The sequence below is a fragment of the Salinimicrobium aquimaris genome, from assembly GCF_035607535.1.
Classification (GTDB): Bacteria; Bacteroidota; Bacteroidia; order Flavobacteriales; family Flavobacteriaceae; genus Salinimicrobium.
On sequence record NZ_JAYDZX010000003.1, the window covers coordinates 214,348 to 233,523 of the forward strand.

Here is a 19,176-nt window from a genome sequence, read left to right on the forward strand (position 1 = left end):
ACATTAAACTTTTTCTGAAGGCTGTCGAACTTCCTTCACATAATTCACTAATTCTTTTGCTCTTGCCCGGGCGGTATGGGATTTCATTACTTTTTGGAGGGCATTTTCCCCTATTTGTTTTCTTTCCTCTTCAGAAATACTTCGGAAGTATTTTTCCACATCGCCGCTGCGTCGGGCTATAAGGATCTCCCTGTCCTGCTCAAAAATGCTGTGGATGCCATCCCAGTAATCTGAAATTATAGGCACGCCGCATGCCGCAGCCTCAAATAAGCGGACACTCGGGGAATATCCGGCCTTGATCATATCCTGCCGGGTGACATTCAGGGTGAATTCCTGGGAGTTGTAAAATTTTCTGTGCTCGGCAGGAGGAAGATGATCTATTCGCTCCACATTTTTGGACCAGGCAAAGTCTTCAGGATATTGCGGCCCTGCAACTACAAATCTTTCCGAAGGAAATTTTGCAGCAGGTTTATTAAGTAATGCTTCTACTGTAGGTTGCCTGTCATCACTGTAAGTTCCCAGGTAGCCCAGCTTCCATTCTTTGGAGCGATCTTCGGGAAAGTAAAGATCTGGATCAACAGAGCAATACAGCGCTCGGGCCATGGGTGAACCGTAATGATCTTCTAAATGCCTTAGAATAGGACCTCCCGAAAATGATAAATACAGATCGTATTTTGAGATGGTTTCGGGATCAATGTATTCGTAATCTTTCCTTTCAAGCTTTGCCAGGGTAACAGGAGTATCGATATCGTAAAAAGCAGTAACACCGGTAGCAGTTTCTATAGCCCAATTACCTACTTCCACTCCCTGCTGCACGTACGAGCCAACGATGACAACGTCTGCCTCTGCAACTTCATTTCTGTAGTCGGCTTTTAGCTCTTCATTTGATTTGTAAAGACCCAGCCGGCAAAAATCGGGTGCAGGCATGTCGCGGTGCGGGGAATACCACGGCACATCCTTTTCCAGAAAAAGAATATCATGTCCCAGTGCTTTTAACTCCTTAAGGAGCGCACGGTAAGTGGTGGCATGGCCATTGCCCCAGGAGGAAGTGACGGATAGTCCTATAATGACAAATTTCATTCGCTACTATTTTTGTTCAACGGGTTTGGCAGTATTTAATTTTTCAGAGATTACAGATTCCAGCAATTCTGCCCTGTGCTCATAGGTGTGTGCTGCGAGTACTTTTTTATAGGCTGCATCCCCAATTTCTTTTGCTCTTTCTGAAGTTAATCCGGAAAGGATCACCTGTACCTCTTCCCCGCTATTGGCGACCAGGATCTCTTTTCCCGGTTCGAAAAAGGTCTCAATCCCTTTCCAGTAATCAGTTATTAAACAGGCACCGGCACCGGCAGCTTCAAAGACACGCGTTGCCGGGGAGAAACCATACTTGGCCATACTGTCGCGGCTAATGTTCAAAACTGCTTTTGGAGTACAATTGAAAGCGTTGTGGTCTTTTGTATAAACATGGCCGAGGTAATCGATGTTGCCAGGCATAGATTTGTCGCCCCAGCCGCTACCTCCCAGCAGAAACTTGTCATCGGGTAGATTTTTTGCAGGTTTGATGAAGAATTCTTCCACGCGCTTCTCTCTATCGGGCAGGCGATTACCCAAAAAAGCCAGGGTACCTTCAAATTTAGGATCGGGGTCTACGGGGAAATGCGTATCGGTATCTAAAGCGTTGTAAATAGGAATACATTTTTTAGCTCCGTTACGTTCATAGGCCTCTATTACCGGTTGTCCGCCACCATAGGTGAGCACAAAATCGTATTTCGGAACAAGTTCATTAAAGGGATCTGAAGCATTAGACTCTATCCTGTCCAAGGTCGCGGGAGCATCTACGTCCCAAAATATAATGAGATTATCATCTTTTTTAAGCTGTACCACTGCCTCTTCAAGAAATTCGTCAAAGGCACCTACTCCACTGGCTTTGATGATCACGTCTGCTTCTGAAGCTTCCCGTAACAATCCCTTAAGGGTGACCTTATCTTCGGGATAGACTTTTACAGTACACCATTCCGGATCTTCTATATCCCTGTGTTTTTGACGTTCGTAGATATCTGGTTCGTAAAATGTCACTTTATGCCCCATCTTGTGTAGCGCCTTAACGATTCCGCGGTAGTAAGTGGCTGCTCCGTTCCAATAGGCTGATACTATACTGGATCCAAAAAAGGCAATTTTCAGGTCTCTTTTCATGCTTCCAAGGTTTTGTGATGGATTGGATAGATCTTCTCCTCCGGAATATTCAGCTCCTGAAGGATATTTTCCAGAAGATCTACTCTGTGTGCACAGGTATGCCGGTCAAGAATGGTTCTTCTGCCATTATCGGAAAGGCTTTTTGCCAGGAGCGGACTTTTTAACACTTCTGCCAGTTTGTAGCCCATATCATTCCCGTCTTTAGCAACTAAATAATCCTCCCCGGGAGTGAATAGGTTTTCTGCATCATTCCACGGACTGCAAATCAAGGGAATACCACAGGACAGGGCTTCAAAAGGCCGGATAGTAGGGATCCCCGGCAACATTTGAACATAAGGCCTTCGGGGCACATGCACTGTAACTTTATATTTTGCAAAAACTTCGGGCACCTTGTAATTTGGGAGATAACCTCCATATTCAATTCCGGCTTCTGCCAAAGCTTTCTTAGCTTTTTCGGGATAGCGCACGCCATACACCTTTGCCTTGAGCTTTAATTCCTTAATGGGTTCAATAAGGAACTCCATGAGCTCTTCGGTCCTTTCACCGTCGCCCCAATTTCCTATCCATACCAGGTCCCCTTCCTTCTCCTCATCCCGGTTAGGGCTAAAGAATTCGGCATCAGAAGCTTCATGCCAGGTCCATACCTTTTCTACCCATTCATTTTCCTGATAGATCTTCTTTATCACCTCGCCAAAAACGAGTGCGCCATCAAAGTGGGTAAAATTGAATTTTTCCATCTCTTTTTCAGCCGAAACTGCACGGTGATGAGTATCGTGAAATAGCAGTTTGAACCCGAATTTTTCTTTTTGCCGGCCAATTTCAGCGATAAGCTCGGGTTCGTTCCATTCGTGAACGATCACCAGATCGGCTTCGCCAAGAATATTCTTATAGTTGAGTCTTTTTTCAGGATTGTAGAACTGCGGATTGAGCGAAGGATAATACTGCCGGAATTCATCCAGCTGCTCGGCACCGTGATCCTTGAGCAGATTTTGCAGGCTCCAGCCGCCCTCGGGCTCATAGACATCCACATCATGCCCCCGCTTTTGAAGTTCCTTTACTGTCCCCCTTAAAAAATGCGCATTCCCGTGGTTCCAGTCGGAGTAGAGGGAATGGTAAAACATCACTATTTTCATATACTCATCAAGTTTTTTTCTTTCTCCAAAATTTCCCGGTAAAGGCTGTTGTAACCTGCCGCCATTTTTTCTGCTGAATAATTTTTTGCCCGCTCCCTGGATTTTATTGAAAGCTCCTCCAGAAAGTTTGGGCTCTCCATGAGTCGGATTATAGTTTTTTCGGCTTCAGCTTCATCTTCAGGATTAAAGAAGAGGGCTGTATCATGCCATAGCTCCTGCAGGGTATCCAGATTGCTTAAAACAAGTGCGCATCCATTTCCTGCAGCTTCAAGAATGGCCAGGCCAAAAGGTTCATAGCGGGTTGGGCTAACGAAAATACTTGCCCGCTGCATCCAGTCCTGTACTTCTTTAGAAGACAATTTTCCAAGGAACTTTATATTCTTAAATTTACATTTTACACCTGTGCCCGGGTTTATATCTTCCCCGGCAACATAAACCGGCCATGGGAGGCGCTCCGCGATTTTTGAAAGTAAAGGCAGGTTCTTGGCTTCATCCCACATCCTGCCCATGCAAAGGATAAATTCTTCTTTCGGTTTTTGGGCTTCAGAAGAAATTTTTCTTCCGTTGTAGATCACTTTCGATTCTGAAGTGAAATGATGCATGTCTTTCGCCCTTTTCAGAATAGCTTCGGTTGGGGCAACAACCACCGTAGATTCCTCCAGGGATTCTTTGACGATCTTCGCGTACCTGTCCCACTCATGAGGCGCGTTAACTCCCTTAACAGCCTGCCACCACGTTTGAACGCACGAATGAAAAACGGTCACTACAGGTGCCGTCCATTCTTCCTCAACATGAGCATAATTGTTCAAATGAACGATATCGGGCTGCACGGTTTGGTAAATGCAGTTGATCCACTTACGTGACCGCTCGACATCTTCCCATGGATTCTCCATCCATTCCAGCTTGTAATCACTTTTGTAAAAAGTGACATTTGGAATTTTTTCTGCCTCTACCTGTTGTGCGGGTGAAGGCCATGCTCCCAGAGCTACCAAATGCACCTGCACATTGTACTGCGCCAGTGCCCTGCAGAGTTCTAGGGAATAAACCCAAACTCCGCCTACCGTATCGGTAGTCATTAAAACCTTTGTCTTTTTATCTTCCATAAATGCGGTCTATTACTTCGGCTGTTTTTATAAATTCGGTGGCAGATTTTTCATCAAATCCGTTGTTGGTCATTAGATTTTCGACCCAAACTACTCCGGCGCGTCCACTCCAGTCGTCCGGGGGCGTAACAAGTGTTTCGGTGTGTGTGCCGTGATATTTTTCGGCTTTAAAATCATAAAAAGATCCGTTGATATTTTTAAAGGAAGCCCCTCCTTTTGTTCCGTAGAAAGTGGCTTCTATAATTGCATCCTTCCCGGCCGAGACATGCCAGGAGCACTCGAGGTTGATCACCTGCTCATCTTCAGAAGTAAGAGAAACACTGGCAAAATCCTCTACGTGCTCTTCAAAGGAGGTAAGTTTTTTTCCCTTGTGGAAAAGCTGACTTTGAACATCTTTTATTCCGGGAAAGTTCAGGCTCCATAAGGCGAGATCCACCAGGTGAATTCCCAGGTCCATTACACAGCCTCCACCAGATCTTTTGATGTCGTAGAACCATTCTTTGTCGGGCCCGTAGGCATTATGAAAAGTGAGATCAACAGCAAAGATGTCACCGATTTCCCCTTTTTGAATGGTGTCATAAACGGCCTTAAAGGCTTTGGTATATCGGTAAGAAAGATCCACAGCCAATAGTTTGTTTGCATCCCGCGAAGCTTCCACCACTTGCCTTACTTCTTCGGCAGTGCGCCCCAATGGCTTTTGGCAAAAGACTGCCTTTCCGCTTTTGAGAGCTTCCATGCTTTGTTGGGCATGCATGGCACTTGGGGTTGCGATAACAATTCCGTCAAGATCTTCTTCAGCAAAAAGCTCTTCAGGAGAGGTCTTTAAAATGGCATTTTTAGCACTCTTTAGTGCAGCATCTTTATTGTCTGTATCAGGTTCTGTGATCGCAGCTGCCCTGGCTTCCGTATTATTCAGAATTGCCTCCATGCGGTTACGACCAATCCAGCCTACGCCGAGAAAACCTAATGATAATTCCTTTTTGGTTGGCTGAGTTTCGATCATTTCTGGTTTATAATTAGTGCTTTTATAAATCCTTCGGGTCTCTCTGTAAGATGTTGATAGGCCTGCCCCATTTCTTCTAAAGAAAACCGGTGAGTGAACAGTGGGTAGGGATCCATTTTTCCCTCTTCCACTGCTTCCACTGCCGCCTTGATCCCATTGATATACTGCTGTGGATCTCTTTCATGAGCACTTATCATATCAATTCCCTGCCAGTTTAACATTTGCACATTCAAATTGCGCATCCCATCCTGGTGAAAGCCGGCTACAATGAGTTTTCCTCTTTCGCCTGTAAGTTCAATGGAGAGATTGAGCGGCCATTCTTTGCCGGTACATTCTATCACCCGCTCACAAAAGTTGCCATGGGTCAATTCCTTTACTTTCTCTATGATCTCATAGTGATCGTTCATTTGAATTAGATGATCTGCGCCGGCTTTTTTGGCAGTATCCAGGGAAAACTCCCTTCTTGACACCGCTATAACTTCGGCACCTGCAGATTTTGCCAGTTGCACCAGCAGTGTTCCTAAAAAACCACTGCCAACAATAGCTACTTTTTGCCCTTTTTGAATATCACTGCGATCAAAGATGTTCATTGCACAACCTAAAGGTTCCCCGGGAAAAGGTTTTCCGTTCAGGGAAGCAGGTAATTTTACAATGCTGTCTTCTTTTGCAATGTCATGAGTAGCATAAGCATTATAGGTGAGCGCTGTAACTCTGTCGCCTATTTTCCAGCTGGTTACATCCTGGCCCACCTTGTCGATGACACCCCAACCTTCATGGCCGGGTTCCCCGGGCGTAATTGGATAATCGAACCAGTCCCGACCTTCCCACACCGGAATATTGGATGCACAAACTCCCGATCCTTCCAGTCTTATCCTAACCTCAGCTTTTCCGGGTTCTGGTAATTCCCGTTCTTCCACGGTCACCGTCTGCGGGGCTTTTAAAATAGCTGTTTTAGTACAGGAAGTCTTTTCTGTAACAGGGGATTGCTCCTGCACTGCCTGGTTTGATATCATATTGCAATCTCTTTAGTGGATTTTAAATTTGCAGGTAAATCAATATTTCTGTTTTTACACAGCCATTTAAGAAGCTTTTCAACACCCTCGTCTACATCGTATTTTGGCTGCCAACCGGTGGCTTCTTTGAATTTATTGGTATTTGAAACATAATAGTACTGGTCCCCGGTACGCCAATCCTCAAAGCTCACGTTCATTTCTTTACCGGCCTTTTCTTTGATCGTGTCGAGGATCTCCAGAAGACTAACAGTATTTTGAGGTCCTCCGCCAATGTTGAATACTTCCCCGGCCAGCCTGTCAATATTCTTGTGGGCCAGCATGAATGCATCAATGAGATCTTCAACGAAAAGAATATCCCTTACTTGTTTTCCATTGCCATAGATGGTTATTGGTTCATCTTCAAGAGCGCTAATAAGGAAGTGTGCTACCCAGCCCTGGTCTTCGGTACCAAATTGATGAGGTCCATAGATGCAACTCATTCTAAAAATTGCAGTCTTTAAACCATACGTCCTTGAATAATCCAGGATGTACTGGTCTGCCGCACCTTTTGAGCAGCCATAAGGACTGTGGAAATCAAGCGGAATCTTTTCATTGATGCCATATTTCTTCATTTTGGCATCGGCAGGATAGAACCTGGTCTCATTTTCCACCATTTTCACATCCTGAAGATTTCCATAAACCTTGTTTGTAGAGGTAAAGATCAATGGCGGCTGATGTTTACTTTTCCTGATTGCCTCGAGTAAATGAAAGGTTCCACTCAGGTTCACCTGAAAGTCATGTACAGGATTTGTGACCGATGAGGTCACCGCCACCTGGGCGCAAAGATGAAAAACTTCGGAAGCGTGATTCACACATTCCTGTAATATCCTGGTCTCATTAATGTCTGAAATCTGGATAATTAGTTTTTCCCCGTATTCCTTCTGAAGCCATTGTAGATTTTCCTCGACTCCATCTCTAAAGAGGCTATCGTAGATCATTACTCTTTTCCCTTCAGAAAGAAATCTTGAGGCAAGATTCGTTCCTATAAAACCGGCACCTCCGGTTATAAGAATATATTTTTCATCTTGTTTTATTTTGTATTGCTTCTGAATGTAATCCTGCTGTTTCAGTTTTTCTACACCGTTTTTCTCAAGCAGTTTATAGAGCAGCTTCTTGGTACCATCTGTTTTCTTCAATCCAAAATGATATTCTCTTTCATCAAGATGGAAACCTCCAACAGTGGAATTTTTAGGATCGAGGTCTTTTAGAGAATACCAGTAGATCCTGTCGGCATCGGCATTGAGCACATTCTTGAACTCCTGGTACTGTTTTACCTCGTCATTTTGCCAGGTGGAGAAACCAACTTCAGAGATCCATATCTCTTTGTTGTATCCAAACTTTTCCATGACATCTTTGATGCACCTGATGTTAACTTCCCAACCTTTCCACTGTTGGTCGAATACATGTGGAAAGCCGTGGATTCCAACAGCATCTATATGATCGAGAACCTTTTGCTCGATCATCATCTGCATCCAGTTGGGATCAATGGGGCTCATTCCTCCTAATAAGGTCTTTTTACCCCTTTTTTGAGCCCAGTGGGCTGCCATACCAATCATGGTAGAGAACTTGTTCCAGGAGTAGTCAAGTGTAAAGTCGTATTCTACTTTATTGTTTGGTTCGTTCCATAGTTCCACCCACTCGAAGTAATCCCCGTAACGGGTGATCATGGTATCGATAAAGTCGGCATAGGCTTTTAGATCTTTAGGAGGAGCCGAAGTTTTTGGCATTTCACCTATAGATGGTGGCGTGTAAAGGAAACAAGGCAGGATTTCAACATGCGGAGAAAGCTCTGCGAAGAGCCAGTCATACCATTCTGCCGTTCCTTCCACATACCAGTCTGCCCAGGAAATACCTGTGCGCAGGTGCCTTATTCCTAATTTTTTAAAATCTTCGATCGCTGCTTTTACCTCCTCGTATTCACCCGGTCTAAACCATTCAAGTATTCCGAGTGAAGGAGTATTGTTATACATATTCTTCTTTACTTTCATAGCTTTACTTTTAAACGGTTAGACCTCTGGAAGACAATTCGCTGCTGGCTTTTCCAACATTGTCTGTGGCTATTTGGGATTTGAGCCATTCTGCCAGTTCGAATAATCCTTCTTCGAACTTGACCTCGGGTTCAAAACCTAATTTCTCGCGGGTTTTAGTGGTATCGGCAAAGCAGTGGCGTATATCGCCCACGCGATATTTGCCCGTAACTTCTGCCTTAATATTTTTCTTGCCCATAACTTCAGCAAGTTTGTCGGCTATTTCAACAATGGTATATTTGTTCCCGCTTCCAACATTGAAGACCTCGCCATCTGCTTCAGGTTTTTCCATGGCCAGTCTAATGGCCCGGGCTACATCCTTTACATGAATAAAATCCCGCTTTTGCTTTCCATCCTCGAAAATCATTGGTGGGTTGTCATTCAGCAGCCGGGAGGCAAATATTGCAAGCACTCCGGTGTAGGGGTTGGAGAGTGCCTGCCGGGTTCCGTAAACATTAAAGAACCTCAAAGCTGTTGTCGGAATATTGTAAGCTTTTCCTGTAATTAGGCTAAGCCGCTCCTGATCATATTTTGAAAGGGCATAGACCGAAGAAAGATTGGGAGTTTTGGTCTCCGGAGTAGGAACCGGATTCAACTCCTTTCCATTGCTATCGTACATTTCCCACTGACCTTTTTTGAGATCTGATAATTTCCTGTCGCAATCCATTCTTTTCTCTCCTGATTGGTCAAGGTAAAGACCTTCCCCATAAATGCTCATACTGGATGCAGTAACGAGTTTCTCAACCGGTTTGTCCATCAAAGCTTCCATGAGAACAGCGGTTCCTACATTATTGACATCTGTATAATCTTTTATCTGATACATGCTTTGGCCAACCCCAACCATTGCGGCAAGGTGGATTACGATGTCAATGCCATCCAAAGCCTTATTCACTGCTGCTTTATCCCGAACATCGCCTATCTGTAGCTCCACCTGTGAGTTTAGGTAATCGGGGCGGCCGGCATTTTTGCCGTGCACCTGTTCTGAGAGATTGTCCAAAGCCCGAACCTGGTATCCTTTGTTCAATAGCTCATCGGCAAGATGAGACCCAATGAATCCTGCTCCTCCAGTTATCAATATTTTCTTCTGCATTTCTTTTGTTTTGGTTGGTTAGAAGTTTTGTAATGTTGGTCTTGTTATGATCTTGTTTATACTTGTTCCTTGTTTTTTATTGAGTGCATACCAAACATCTTCTGCGATTTCATCAGGATCAATAGCTCCCATTCCCATTTGCTCAACTGTATTGTGACCCGAAACCTGGTGCTTAAAAAAAGCAGTGTCAACAATTCCGGGGCTTATTACGGTTACATTAATGTGCGGAAGAGTTTCCAGCCTCAAAGTCTCTGCGATCACCTCTAATGCAGTTTTTGAAGCTGCGTACACCCCTCCGTATGGATGCGGCTGATTAGCTGCTACCGAGGAAATAAAAACAACATTTCCTTTTTTCTTTGACAACATATTGGGGGTAAATGCCCTTATTGTTCTCAATGCGCCAAGTAAATTTGTATCAAGGATCTCCTTCCATTTTTCGGGGTCTCCTTCAGTTAACTTTTCCTGTATACCTCTTCCCGCGTTAAGAATGAGGTATTCCGGATGGCCAAAATTTTTTACAGTCCAGGCATACAGTTCATTTATATCATTTCCAACGCTTACATTGCAGGTTTTAAAGACGATGCCTTGAGGGATAGATTGTGGTTTGGCAATGTCTGCCACTATGACTTTCAAACCTTCCTGCTCCAGTTTTTTTGCGATAGCAAATCCTATCCCGCTGCTTCCGCCGGTAATTAGAGCAATTCTGGAAGATTGATTTTCAATCATGCTGTTTTTATTGGTCTTTTTAATTTTTAAAGAACCAGATTAATTATGACAGGTTTCCTGGTGGGGGAGAGGGGTAAAAACCTGCGGAAAAAAAACGGCTGAGTTTCCTCGCCGCTCTTTTTCAAAGGTACATGAGGAGGTTGTGAAATTATATTAAAGGCAACCTAAAACATTCTTAAACCCCGCTAATTTACTGGTAGTTTGGGCAAGGATCAGCAGCCGTTTTGACGTAAATCAGCGTGAGAGAATTCTTAATAATGTCAGTGACAACAGGGGTTGAAGAAGCTTCAAAATAAAAGAACAGGAATTCAACTCCTGTTCTTTTTTAATGAAAATTGAAGGGGAAACTATTTTCGCGAATGTTTCTGAAGTGACTTCTGCCACTTTATTGCTTTGTCCAGTCGTTCTGTTTTTTGTGTTACCGGATCTTCTTCCTCTGCATAAAAGATCAACTTTTTATCAGGATGATCAACGCCTTTGATCACAAGTGCGATCTCCCTTATCTCATCCAGAGAGGAAGTGTTGTGACCGTCCTCATCGACCTTCAATAGATCAATTTTTGTAATATTGGATAAGTCTAAAGTCTGCAATTCAGCTTTATCACCAGATCGCAACAGGAAAAATTTTCGGGCCGACCTGTCAAGAGCTAAGGAGAGCCCTTGTAAATTCTCTGTCTCGTCAAGCCGATAGCCATTCTTACCTGCCAAAAATGCCAGTTTTTTAGTTCGTTTTTTTTCTTTGTTGGCCTGGTTGTATACCATGAAACCTACGGGAGCTACAAACATTAGTAGTAGTCCCAAACCCATAAGGGTGGATGCTATATCCATTTCTTTCTTGTTTTTTTGAAGTTTTAATAAAATCTATTCCTGGACCTGCAAAAGTTGCAGGAGGAGAGTCACAAGAAAAAATGCTTCGGAAAGAGTTGGATCTTCAGATTTCTTCTTAAATCCCTTAAGAAGTGAGAATTTGCTGTAGCCGGATGTAGAGATCCGGGCAAATTAATTTTATGAGGTAATCCTGAATTGGATCCAGAAAAGGATTGCTTTGAAAGCTCCGTTATCTCCTGAAGAGGGTTTTCCCGTACAGCTACAGAAAGAGAATTCGCAGCTGATACTTTTTCAGAAGAAAATGGCTGCTCTTTTCGTATTTCAGAGGTGTTGTGAGCATAAAGAGAACCCCCGCCGATGCTCAGAAAAAGTAACAGGGGGAGAAAAAAACGTACTGCTAATAACAGCTGCTGCTTCACAACCTAAAATTAAATAAAAAGCAGATGGCCTATAGCAATTTAACAGCGTCCTTCGCAAAATAACTTGCGATCAATTGGGCCCCGGCTCTTTTGATGGCTGTTAGTTGTTCCAGCATTACTGCATCATGGTTTAACCAACCTTTTTCGGCTGCTGCTTTGAGCATTGAATATTCTCCGCTTACCTGGTACACTGCCACCGGCACATTGACAGCATTTTTGATCTCCCTCACGATGTCCAGGTAACATAGCCCCGGCTTGACCATAACAATATCGGCTCCTTCCTCCACATCCTGAAGCGTTTCTTTAATGGCTTCTTTCCGGTTAGCAGGATCCATTTGATAAGTCTTCTTATCACCAAATCCGGGTGCAGAATCAAGGGCATCCCGAAACGGCCCATAAAAGGCTGATGCGTACTTCACACTGTAGCTCATAATACCCGAATTAACATGTCCCTCCTGTTCAAGCAATTCCCGGATCGCTTTTATACGACCATCCATCATGTCGCTGGGAGCAACAAAATCTGCTCCTGCCTGCACGTGCGAAAGTGACATTTTTGCAAGTACTTCTTTCGTGGCGTCGTTGATGATCTGTCCATTTTCTACAATTCCGTCGTGGCCATAGGACGAATAGGGATCGAGAGCCACATCGGTCATTACCAGCATTTCTGGAACCGCCTCCTTTATTGTCTTCACCGCACGTTGCATGAGGCCTTCAGCATTAAGTGCCTCTGTTCCTTTATTGTCCTTCAGGTTATCGGGTACTTTGACAAAAACCAGAACCGATTTTAGACCCAGATTCCAAAGCTCTTTTACTTCCTTCTTCAGGAGATCAAGACTGTACCTGTAGTAATTGGGCATAGAGGCGATCTCTTCCTTTACATTTTCTCCTTCCACAACAAATAGAGGCACAATGAAGTCATTAGGTGTAATGATGGTTTCCCTTACCAGGCTTCGTATTGCTTCGTTAGTTCTAAGTCTTCGGTTTCGTATTAGCATGATTTTAATTCAAGGTTCAAGGTTCAAGATTCAAGGTTCAAGATTCAAGGTTCAAGGTTCAAGGTTCAAGGTAAAAAGAAATTTGGAGGTTCAAGAAACCTGATCACCGATCACTGACCACCGATTACTCTTTCGTCACCCATTCTCGTGGCTTTTTCAGAATTTTTTCTAATTTCTCCTCCTCACTTCCCGGTTCCGGATGATGGTCGTAAACCCACTGCACGTGCGGAGGGAGGCTCATCAAAATACTTTCTATCCTGCCATTGGTCTTTAATCCAAATAAAGTGCCTTTGTCGTGCACCAAATTGAATTCTACATAGCGGCCTCTTCTTATTTCCTGCCAGTTGCGGTGCTGCGGATTATAAGATAGTTCCATTCTTTTCTCTACAATAGGAAGATAGGCTTTGAGGAAACTATCTCCTACATCTGAAACGAAATCATACCATGCTTCTTCATCCATTTTTTCTGAAGGTCTCAGGTAGTCAAAGAATAAGCCGCCAATTCCGCGGGCTTCGTCGCGGTGCGCATTCCAGAAATATTCATCACATTTCTTTTTAAATTCAGGGTAAAAAGATGGATCATGCCGGTCACAGGCCGACTTACAGATTTGATGGAAATGTTTCGCATCCTCCTCAAAAAGATAATATGGAGTAAGATCTTGTCCGCCGCCAAACCAGCTGTCTACTGTATTGCCTTCTTTGTCATACATTTCGAAATACCGCCAGTTGGCATGTACCGTGGGAACCATCGGATTTTTGGGATGGATCACAAGGCTAAGGCCACAGGCAAAAAAATCGACATCTCCAACGCCAAAATGCTTCTGCATTGCAGGGGCAAGAGGTCCATAGACTTTTGAAATATTTACTCCTCCTTTTTCAAAAACAGCTCCGTTTTCTATGACTCTGGTTCTTCCACCTCCGCCTTCTTCCCGGCGCCACAGGTCTTCTTTAAAAACTGCTTCGCCGTCAATGGCTTCCAGGTTAGCAGTGATCCTGTCTTGGAGGTCCTGAATGTATGAGTAAAATTTCTCTTTCATCTTTATGATCTAATTTCTTCAATAAAAACCAGGTCTTCCGTTGATTTCTCAATGTCATTTAAAGATCTGACTTTCACTGCTTCTTTTGTCTTTTGCTGTATAAGGCTTACAACATCTACATCTTTGTCAAGACTATTTGTAAATAATTCCCTTCCTATCCTGTTGTTATGCAGGTCCATAGCCTTTGCTAATCCAGAATTTGGAGATAACCGCTCATGCAGGTCTGTGATCTTTTTACTCCAGCCTGCCGCTTTTTCAACCGATCCTGCCACAGACAAACAATATTTGCAGATCAGGTAATTCCAAAGGGCATGTCGAAAAGCGTTCGTCTTGTTATCTTCATGATGCAGCGCCCCATAAAGCTGGTTACAGATCTTCACCGTTCTATTAGTCGCCTTACAGGTAGGGATAAGGTAAAGCGGATGTTTTAAAAAGATCCCGCTAAGAATAGCCAGCTCTTTGAAATTCAGGCTTGCTATTCTTTTACCTATTGCCACTTTAAAAGGCTTTATATTCCTTAACTGCTTCTACAAAAGCGATCGCATTCTCCACCGGTATATCCGGAAGGATCCCATGGCCCAGGTTCACTACATATTTGTCCTTTCCGAAGTCATTGATCATTTGATTCACCATCCTCTTTATTTCTGAAGGAGGGGAATACAACCTGCTGGGATCAAAATTCCCCTGAAGAGTGATATTTCCGCCGGTTAATTTTCTTGCCATTTGTGGGGAACAGGTCCAGTCCACGCCCAAGGCAGAAGCTCCAGATTGAGCCATTTTATCCAAAGCAAACCAGCAGCCTTTCCCAAATGCTATCACCGGAATTTCCGATTTTAAAGCATCTATGATCTGCTGAATGTATTTCCATGAAAATTCCTGGTAATCTTCAGGAGAAAGCATTCCGCCCCAGGAATCGAAAATCTGCACCGCATCTACTCCGGCTTCAACTTTAGCCTTGAGGTAGGCGATTGTAGTATCGGTGATCTTTTGAAGCAGCGTATGGGCTGCCTGCGGATTCGTAAAACAGAATTTCTTGGCGATATCGAAATTTTTGGAACCCTGTCCCTGTACTGCGTAACACAGAATTGTCCATGGAGAACCGGCAAAACCTATCAGGGGAACTTCATCGTTGAGTTCCTTCTTTGTCATTTTAACTGCCTCCAATACATAGCCTAAGGTTTCATGCACGTTGGGCACTATCACCTTTTCAACATCGGCAGAGGTTCTCACGGGATTGGGGAGCCATGGGCCCAGGCCGGGTTTCATCTGCACCTCAATATTCATCGCTTGCGGCACCACCAGAATGTCACTAAAAAGAATAGCAGCATCTGTGCCTACCTGGTGAATTGGCATTACGGTGATTTCAGTTGCCAGTTCCGGGGTGCGACATCGGGTAAAGAAATCGTACTTATCCTTGAGCTTCATAAAATCTGGCAGGTATCTTCCCGCCTGTCTCATCATCCATACCGGCGGGCGTTCCACCGTTTCGCCTTTTAAAGCTCTAAGAAAAAGATCGTTTTTTATCATTTTTGAAAAGTATCTTCTATTTATGTAAAAGTTCTCACCACCTGCACAATCACATTCTCAATAGATGGGGTGGAGGCGATGATGATGTTATTAGTATAATTTTTAGCTTCCGATGCTGTTGTTGTTCCAACACAAAAAGCCAGGCTTCCCCTTAGATCATTTAAGGAACAGTAACTTCTCACTGCGCTCGGACTAAAGAACAGCACTCCGTCAAAGGTACGATCAATTTTTTTTGATTGCGTCTGAGTATCATAGACTTCGACTTCCGTGAAACGGATTCCGGCCGATGTCAATTGCTCCGGAAGCTCTGCATGCCTCTTTTTTCCGCAGAAAAACAGGAATTCTTCTTCCTTATGTTGACTTATGATCTCGGAAGCAAGATTTGCTCCGTAATTTGCCATTTTTGAAACCCTGAAGCCATTATTCTCTAAAAGGATTGCTGTTTTTTCCCCCACGCAGAAGATTTTTTTCTCCCGAATCTCCTTTTCCAAAGGATGCTCCAAAATAGCATAAACAGCATTTTTACTGGTAAAAATAATATTATCCGGAAGCTGTTCGACGTGGAAATCGATTGGCTGAACTTTAATAAAATCGGCTTCTACCAAACCGATTCCTTTGTTGAGAAGTAGCTCCCGCTGAGCCCTGGTCAATTTTTTAGTAGAAAGAACAGTAGCCGTCCTGCCTCCTCTCGGAGTCGGTTTTGAAAGGCTGTCGCTATCTTGTGATCTTGCCAAATCTTTTTTGGGGAATTTGTTGGCGATTAACCTTTGGTGTTGTTCACGGCTTTTTTTATTTCCCGCATAAGTTCTGCGCCGCCAGCTTCAAGCACCTCTTTTGCGCATGCCCGGCCAAAACCTTCATGCTCTGAAACAGAGATTTTCTTCTCCACTCCAATTCTCTGCTGCCCGTCAAGGCTAAAGAGTGCAGCTTTAAAATCTACATCTTCACCATCAATGGTCGCCAGGGCACCAATGGGTGCAGTACAGCCTCCCTCCAGCACACGTAAAAACTCTCTTTCAATATGTACACAGATGGCAGTTTTTTCGTGATTGAGGGCCGATAACGCTTTCCGGCAAAATTCATCTTCCTCTTTTGCCACCACCAGCATCGCGCCTTGTGCCGGAGCCGGGATCATCCATTTGAGGTCTAAAAAAGCATCCGGTTTCAGGTTTATTCGCTCCAGGCCTGCTGCAGCGAAGATGGCACCATTCCAGTTATTGTCTTTCAGTTTTTGAAGGCGTGTATTCACGTTGCCTCTAAGGTCTACTATTTCGTGGTTGGGATATTTGTGCAGCCATTGGGCCTGGCGTCGCAGGCTTCCGGTAGCAACTATGCCTTCTTCGTTAAGGAAATCGGTGCCTTTGTGAACCAAAATGTCCTGAGTATTTGCCCTTTTTAGAACCGCTGCTTCTACAATTCCTTTTGGTAGTGCCGTTGGCACATCTTTCATGGAATGTACTGCAATATCAATTTGATCTGTGATCATTGCAATGTCAAGGGTCTTGGTGAAGATCCCTGTGATCCCGAATTCGTAAAGGGGCTTATCCAGCACCAGGTCACCCTGGGATTTTACCGGCACCAGCTGTGTTTCATGACCCAGCTTTTCAAGAGCGTTCTTTACCGCATGGGCCTGCCAGAGGGCAAGTTCGCTGTCCCGGGTTCCTATTCGGATCACCCTGCTCATCTTTTTATAGGCTCTTCAAGTTGAAAAACCTTCTGGATCAATTCCAGACTTTCATCAGTAGAATTTGAGTCACCTTTAAGATGATTGGCAAACTGGTTCATGATCTTTTGGATGATCCTGTCACCTAGAACTTCAGCCTGCCTGTCATTGAAGTCCTGGATCTTTTTGCGTTGAAAATCTACTTCGGCGTCTTTCATGGCGCGAAGTTTCTTTTTCAGAGCTTTTATGGTAGGTGCAAATTTCCTTGTTTCCAGCCAGGAATTAAAATCAGCTTCCATTTCGTGGATGATCTCTTTCGCTTTTGGGATCGCTGCTTTTCTACGCTCAAGAGTTTCATCTGTAATTTGAGAAAGGTCGTCAAGGTGAATTATTGAAACTCCCGGAAGATCGGCCACTTCATCTGATACATTTTTCGGGATCGAAAGATCCAGTATTAGCAGGTCCTTTTTGTTGTAGACCAGTTCTTTGGTTATAGTAGGGTTTTGTGCCCCTGTAGCTACAATGAGAATATCGGCCTGTCTTATTTCTGCCTGTAGATCGGCGTAATCTTTTACAGTGAGATCAAATTTTCCGGCTATTCTTTCTGCCTTATCTTTTGTTCTGTTTATAAGGGTGATATGGTGATTTTTGGTATGTTTCACCAGATTTTCACAAGTATTGCGACCTATTTTTCCGGTTCCGAAGAGAAGAATGTTCTGGTCTGCAGGATTTTCATAATTCTTCAGGATATATTGTACAGAGGCAAAACTCACCGATGTAGCACCCGAAGAAATATCTGTTTCGTTTTTTATGCGTTTACTTGCCTGAATAACAGAGTTTATTAACCTCTCTAAAAAGGGATTTGAGACTCCTATATCCTTTGAGTTGTTAAATGCAGATTTTATTTGACTAATTATCTCAAAGTCTCCCAGGATCTGGCTGTCCAGTCCCGTACCAACGCGGAACATATGGGAAATAGCATCCTTGTTTTTGTAAACATATGCTACTTTTTCAAACTCCTCAACCGTGCCGTGAGTGTGTTCACAAAGCAACTTGATCAATTGAAATGGGTGCTGGGCAAAACCGTAGATCTCGGTTCTGTTACAGGTTGAAGTAACAATAAGCCCGTCGATACCTTCAGCTTTTGCCTGTTCAAGCAAATTTTTCTTTCCGGTTTCGTCTAAACTAAAATGGCCTCTTATTTCTGCGTCGGCTTTTTTGTAGCTAAGCCCAATAGTATAGAAATGTTTCCCTCTTGAAATATTGTAATCTTCCATGTACCTGATTAGGAATTCAACGGACAAATTTAAGCTAACGTTAAAGTAAAAAACAACGCTCAAAGTACATTTTTTGTCGCTGCACGTGATTTTAGCCCAAAAACTGATCAAAATCATATTTTTGGGCTAATTTTACCTGTGAAATCTGGTAACCCTGTAATTCTCTTTAGAATCTTTCTAAATAGAAGCCGCCAAAATAAGTAATTTGCTATGGAAGAAAATGTCGCTCAAAGTACCTTTGAAAAGACGAAGCTGGAGGAGGGATTTTATTTGCTGAAGTTCCAGAATCCTTCGAAGCAGGCGCTGAAGGTGCAGCGAAACATCAACAGCAATTTTATTCAGTTTCACTTTTCCGGAAAAGGGGAAGGAAGGTTTTTCTTCAATAATGGAAGCTACAAGATCCCTCTTCTGGAGGAAAATGCATTGCTCCTGTACAACCCCAAGCGAGACCTGCCAATAGACCTTGAGCTCCAACCGCAAAGCTGGGTGATCTCGATTGTTATCTCCATTAAAAAATTTCATGCCCTTTTTTCTGAAGAAGCAGGATACATTAGTTTTTTGAGCCTGGAGAACAGGGACAAACAATATTATAAGGATAGTGTGCTTACGCCCGGAATGGTCATTGTTCTTAACCAGGTGATGAACTACAATGTGATTGCTTCCATAAAGAACCTTTACCTAAAAGCAAAGGCATATGAATTGCTGAGCCTTTACTTCAATAGGTCTGAAGAGCCCGATGTGGAGCAATGTCCTTTCTTAACAGATGAGGAAAATGTATTGAAGATTAGGAAGGCGAAGGAAATAGTCATTGCAAAAATGGCCGAACCGCCTTCCTTGCAGGAACTTTCGAGGGAAATTGGCCTGAGTATGAAAAAATTAAAAGAAGGATTTAAGCAGATCTATGGTGACTCTGTTTTCAGTTTCCTGTTTGATTACAAAATGGAATATGCGCGGAAACTTCTGGATTCGGGGGAATATAATGTCAATGAAGTCGGTTTGAAGGTTGGATATAGCACTTCCAGCCATTTCATTGCTGCTTTCAGGAAAAAATTTGGAACTACTCCAAAAAAATACCTGATGTCCCTTTCTTCGGAAGCCTGATCTA

18 protein-coding genes are annotated in these 19,176 nt (G+C 43.5%); 1 reads left to right on the top strand and 17 read right to left on the bottom strand.

The annotated features are described in order from the left end of the window. Positions 1–3: 3 nt before the first annotated feature. The 17 genes from VR862_RS07155 to hemA form a co-directional block, all read right to left on the bottom strand. Complete coding sequence (locus VR862_RS07155) at positions 4–1,080, bottom strand: CgeB family protein (protein ID WP_324720269.1); 1,077 nt, start codon at positions 1,078–1,080, stop codon at positions 4–6. Positions 1,081–1,086: 6 nt separating this feature from the next. Then, positions 1,087–2,193, bottom strand: coding sequence for a CgeB family protein (locus VR862_RS07160; RefSeq protein WP_324720270.1), 1,107 nt, complete (start codon positions 2,191–2,193; stop codon positions 1,087–1,089). Further along, positions 2,190–3,326 (bottom strand): CgeB family protein, encoded by a 1,137-nt coding sequence (locus VR862_RS07165; RefSeq protein ID WP_324720271.1) that lies wholly within the window; start codon positions 3,324–3,326, stop codon positions 2,190–2,192. The genes VR862_RS07160 and VR862_RS07165 overlap by 4 nt, the downstream gene beginning before the upstream one ends. After that, entirely contained in the window at positions 3,323–4,429 is a 1,107-nt protein-coding gene (locus VR862_RS07170; RefSeq protein ID WP_324720272.1) for a glycosyltransferase family 4 protein, read from the bottom strand. The genes VR862_RS07165 and VR862_RS07170 overlap by 4 nt, the downstream gene beginning before the upstream one ends. Then, positions 4,419–5,432, bottom strand: a complete 1,014-nt coding sequence (locus VR862_RS07175) for a Gfo/Idh/MocA family protein (protein WP_324720273.1) — start codon at positions 5,430–5,432, stop codon at positions 4,419–4,421. Before VR862_RS07175 ends, VR862_RS07170 begins: the two co-directional genes overlap by 11 nt. Next, positions 5,429–6,445, bottom strand: a complete 1,017-nt coding sequence (locus VR862_RS07180) for an MDR/zinc-dependent alcohol dehydrogenase-like family protein (protein WP_324720274.1) — start codon at positions 6,443–6,445, stop codon at positions 5,429–5,431. The genes VR862_RS07175 and VR862_RS07180 overlap by 4 nt, the downstream gene beginning before the upstream one ends. Further along, complete coding sequence (locus VR862_RS07185; RefSeq protein ID WP_324720275.1) at positions 6,442–8,472, bottom strand: GDP-mannose 4,6-dehydratase; 2,031 nt, start codon at positions 8,470–8,472, stop codon at positions 6,442–6,444. The genes VR862_RS07180 and VR862_RS07185 overlap by 4 nt, the downstream gene beginning before the upstream one ends. A 10-nt stretch (positions 8,473–8,482) precedes the next feature. Next, the gene (locus VR862_RS07190; protein WP_324720276.1) at positions 8,483–9,601 is read right to left on the bottom strand and encodes an SDR family NAD(P)-dependent oxidoreductase; all 1,119 of its coding nucleotides are present in this window, start codon (positions 9,599–9,601) and stop codon (positions 8,483–8,485) included. An 18-nt stretch (positions 9,602–9,619) separates the two neighbouring features. After that, positions 9,620–10,327, bottom strand: a complete 708-nt coding sequence (locus VR862_RS07195) for an SDR family oxidoreductase (protein WP_324720277.1) — start codon at positions 10,325–10,327, stop codon at positions 9,620–9,622. A gap of 347 nt (positions 10,328–10,674) precedes the next feature. Next, a complete protein-coding gene (locus tag VR862_RS07200) occupies positions 10,675–11,154 on the bottom strand; it encodes a hypothetical protein (RefSeq protein ID WP_324720278.1) in 480 nt (159 codons plus the stop codon). Between the two features lie 448 nt (positions 11,155–11,602). Continuing rightward, positions 11,603–12,568 (bottom strand): porphobilinogen synthase, encoded by a 966-nt coding sequence (gene hemB, locus VR862_RS07205; protein ID WP_324720279.1) that lies wholly within the window; start codon positions 12,566–12,568, stop codon positions 11,603–11,605. 124 nt (positions 12,569–12,692) lie between these two features. After that, positions 12,693–13,604 carry an oxygen-dependent coproporphyrinogen oxidase gene (hemF, locus tag VR862_RS07210; protein ID WP_324720280.1) on the bottom strand — a complete coding sequence of 304 codons (912 nt, stop codon included), beginning with the start codon at positions 13,602–13,604 and terminating at the stop codon, positions 12,693–12,695. Between the two features lie 2 nt (positions 13,605–13,606). Further along, positions 13,607–14,101: a DUF6973 domain-containing protein gene (locus tag VR862_RS07215; protein ID WP_324720281.1), complete on the bottom strand. Its 495-nt coding sequence runs from the start codon at positions 14,099–14,101 to the stop codon at positions 13,607–13,609. 1 nt (position 14,102) lies between these two features. Further along, a complete protein-coding gene (hemE, locus tag VR862_RS07220; RefSeq protein WP_324720282.1) occupies positions 14,103–15,131 on the bottom strand; it encodes a uroporphyrinogen decarboxylase in 1,029 nt (342 codons plus the stop codon). A 20-nt stretch (positions 15,132–15,151) separates the two neighbouring features. After that, the gene (locus VR862_RS07225; RefSeq protein WP_324720283.1) at positions 15,152–15,865 is read right to left on the bottom strand and encodes a uroporphyrinogen-III synthase; all 714 of its coding nucleotides are present in this window, start codon (positions 15,863–15,865) and stop codon (positions 15,152–15,154) included. Between the two features lie 26 nt (positions 15,866–15,891). Then, positions 15,892–16,815, bottom strand: coding sequence for a hydroxymethylbilane synthase (gene hemC / locus VR862_RS07230; protein WP_324720284.1), 924 nt, complete (start codon positions 16,813–16,815; stop codon positions 15,892–15,894). After that, positions 16,812–18,071, bottom strand: coding sequence for a glutamyl-tRNA reductase (gene hemA / locus VR862_RS07235; protein ID WP_324720285.1), 1,260 nt, complete (start codon positions 18,069–18,071; stop codon positions 16,812–16,814). Before hemA ends, hemC begins: the two co-directional genes overlap by 4 nt. 210 nt (positions 18,072–18,281) lie before the next feature. Here hemA and VR862_RS07240 point away from each other — a divergent pair, with 210 nt between their 5' ends. Further along, entirely contained in the window at positions 18,282–19,172 is an 891-nt protein-coding gene (locus tag VR862_RS07240) for an AraC family transcriptional regulator (RefSeq protein ID WP_324720286.1), read from the top strand. Positions 19,173–19,176 lie beyond the last annotated feature (4 nt).

What these genes read in the sequence shown, in the direction of transcription:
- VR862_RS07185 (WP_324720275.1), bottom strand. Translation starts at nt 8,472, where the DNA reads ATGAAAGTAAAGAAGAATATGTATAACAATACTCCTTCACTCGGAATA.
- VR862_RS07155 (WP_324720269.1), bottom strand. Translation starts at nt 1,080, where the DNA reads ATGAAATTTGTCATTATAGGACTATCCGTCACTTCCTCCTGGGGCAAT.
- hemE (WP_324720282.1), bottom strand. Translation starts at nt 15,131, where the DNA reads ATGATAAAAAACGATCTTTTTCTTAGAGCTTTAAAAGGCGAAACGGTG.
- VR862_RS07165 (WP_324720271.1), bottom strand. Translation starts at nt 3,326, where the DNA reads ATGAAAATAGTGATGTTTTACCATTCCCTCTACTCCGACTGGAACCAC.
- hemB (WP_324720279.1), bottom strand. Translation starts at nt 12,568, where the DNA reads ATGCTAATACGAAACCGAAGACTTAGAACTAACGAAGCAATACGAAGC.
- VR862_RS07180 (WP_324720274.1), bottom strand. Translation starts at nt 6,445, where the DNA reads ATGATATCAAACCAGGCAGTGCAGGAGCAATCCCCTGTTACAGAAAAG.
- VR862_RS07160 (WP_324720270.1), bottom strand. Translation starts at nt 2,193, where the DNA reads ATGAAAAGAGACCTGAAAATTGCCTTTTTTGGATCCAGTATAGTATCA.
- VR862_RS07175 (WP_324720273.1), bottom strand. Translation starts at nt 5,432, where the DNA reads ATGATCGAAACTCAGCCAACCAAAAAGGAATTATCATTAGGTTTTCTC.
- hemF (WP_324720280.1), bottom strand. Translation starts at nt 13,604, where the DNA reads ATGAAAGAGAAATTTTACTCATACATTCAGGACCTCCAAGACAGGATC.
- VR862_RS07190 (WP_324720276.1), bottom strand. Translation starts at nt 9,601, where the DNA reads ATGCAGAAGAAAATATTGATAACTGGAGGAGCAGGATTCATTGGGTCT.
- hemA (WP_324720285.1), bottom strand. Translation starts at nt 18,071, where the DNA reads ATGGAAGATTACAATATTTCAAGAGGGAAACATTTCTATACTATTGGG.
- VR862_RS07200 (WP_324720278.1), bottom strand. Translation starts at nt 11,154, where the DNA reads ATGGATATAGCATCCACCCTTATGGGTTTGGGACTACTACTAATGTTT.
- VR862_RS07195 (WP_324720277.1), bottom strand. Translation starts at nt 10,327, where the DNA reads ATGATTGAAAATCAATCTTCCAGAATTGCTCTAATTACCGGCGGAAGC.
- VR862_RS07240 (WP_324720286.1), top strand. Translation starts at nt 18,282, where the DNA reads ATGGAAGAAAATGTCGCTCAAAGTACCTTTGAAAAGACGAAGCTGGAG.
- hemC (WP_324720284.1), bottom strand. Translation starts at nt 16,815, where the DNA reads ATGAGCAGGGTGATCCGAATAGGAACCCGGGACAGCGAACTTGCCCTC.
- VR862_RS07170 (WP_324720272.1), bottom strand. Translation starts at nt 4,429, where the DNA reads ATGGAAGATAAAAAGACAAAGGTTTTAATGACTACCGATACGGTAGGC.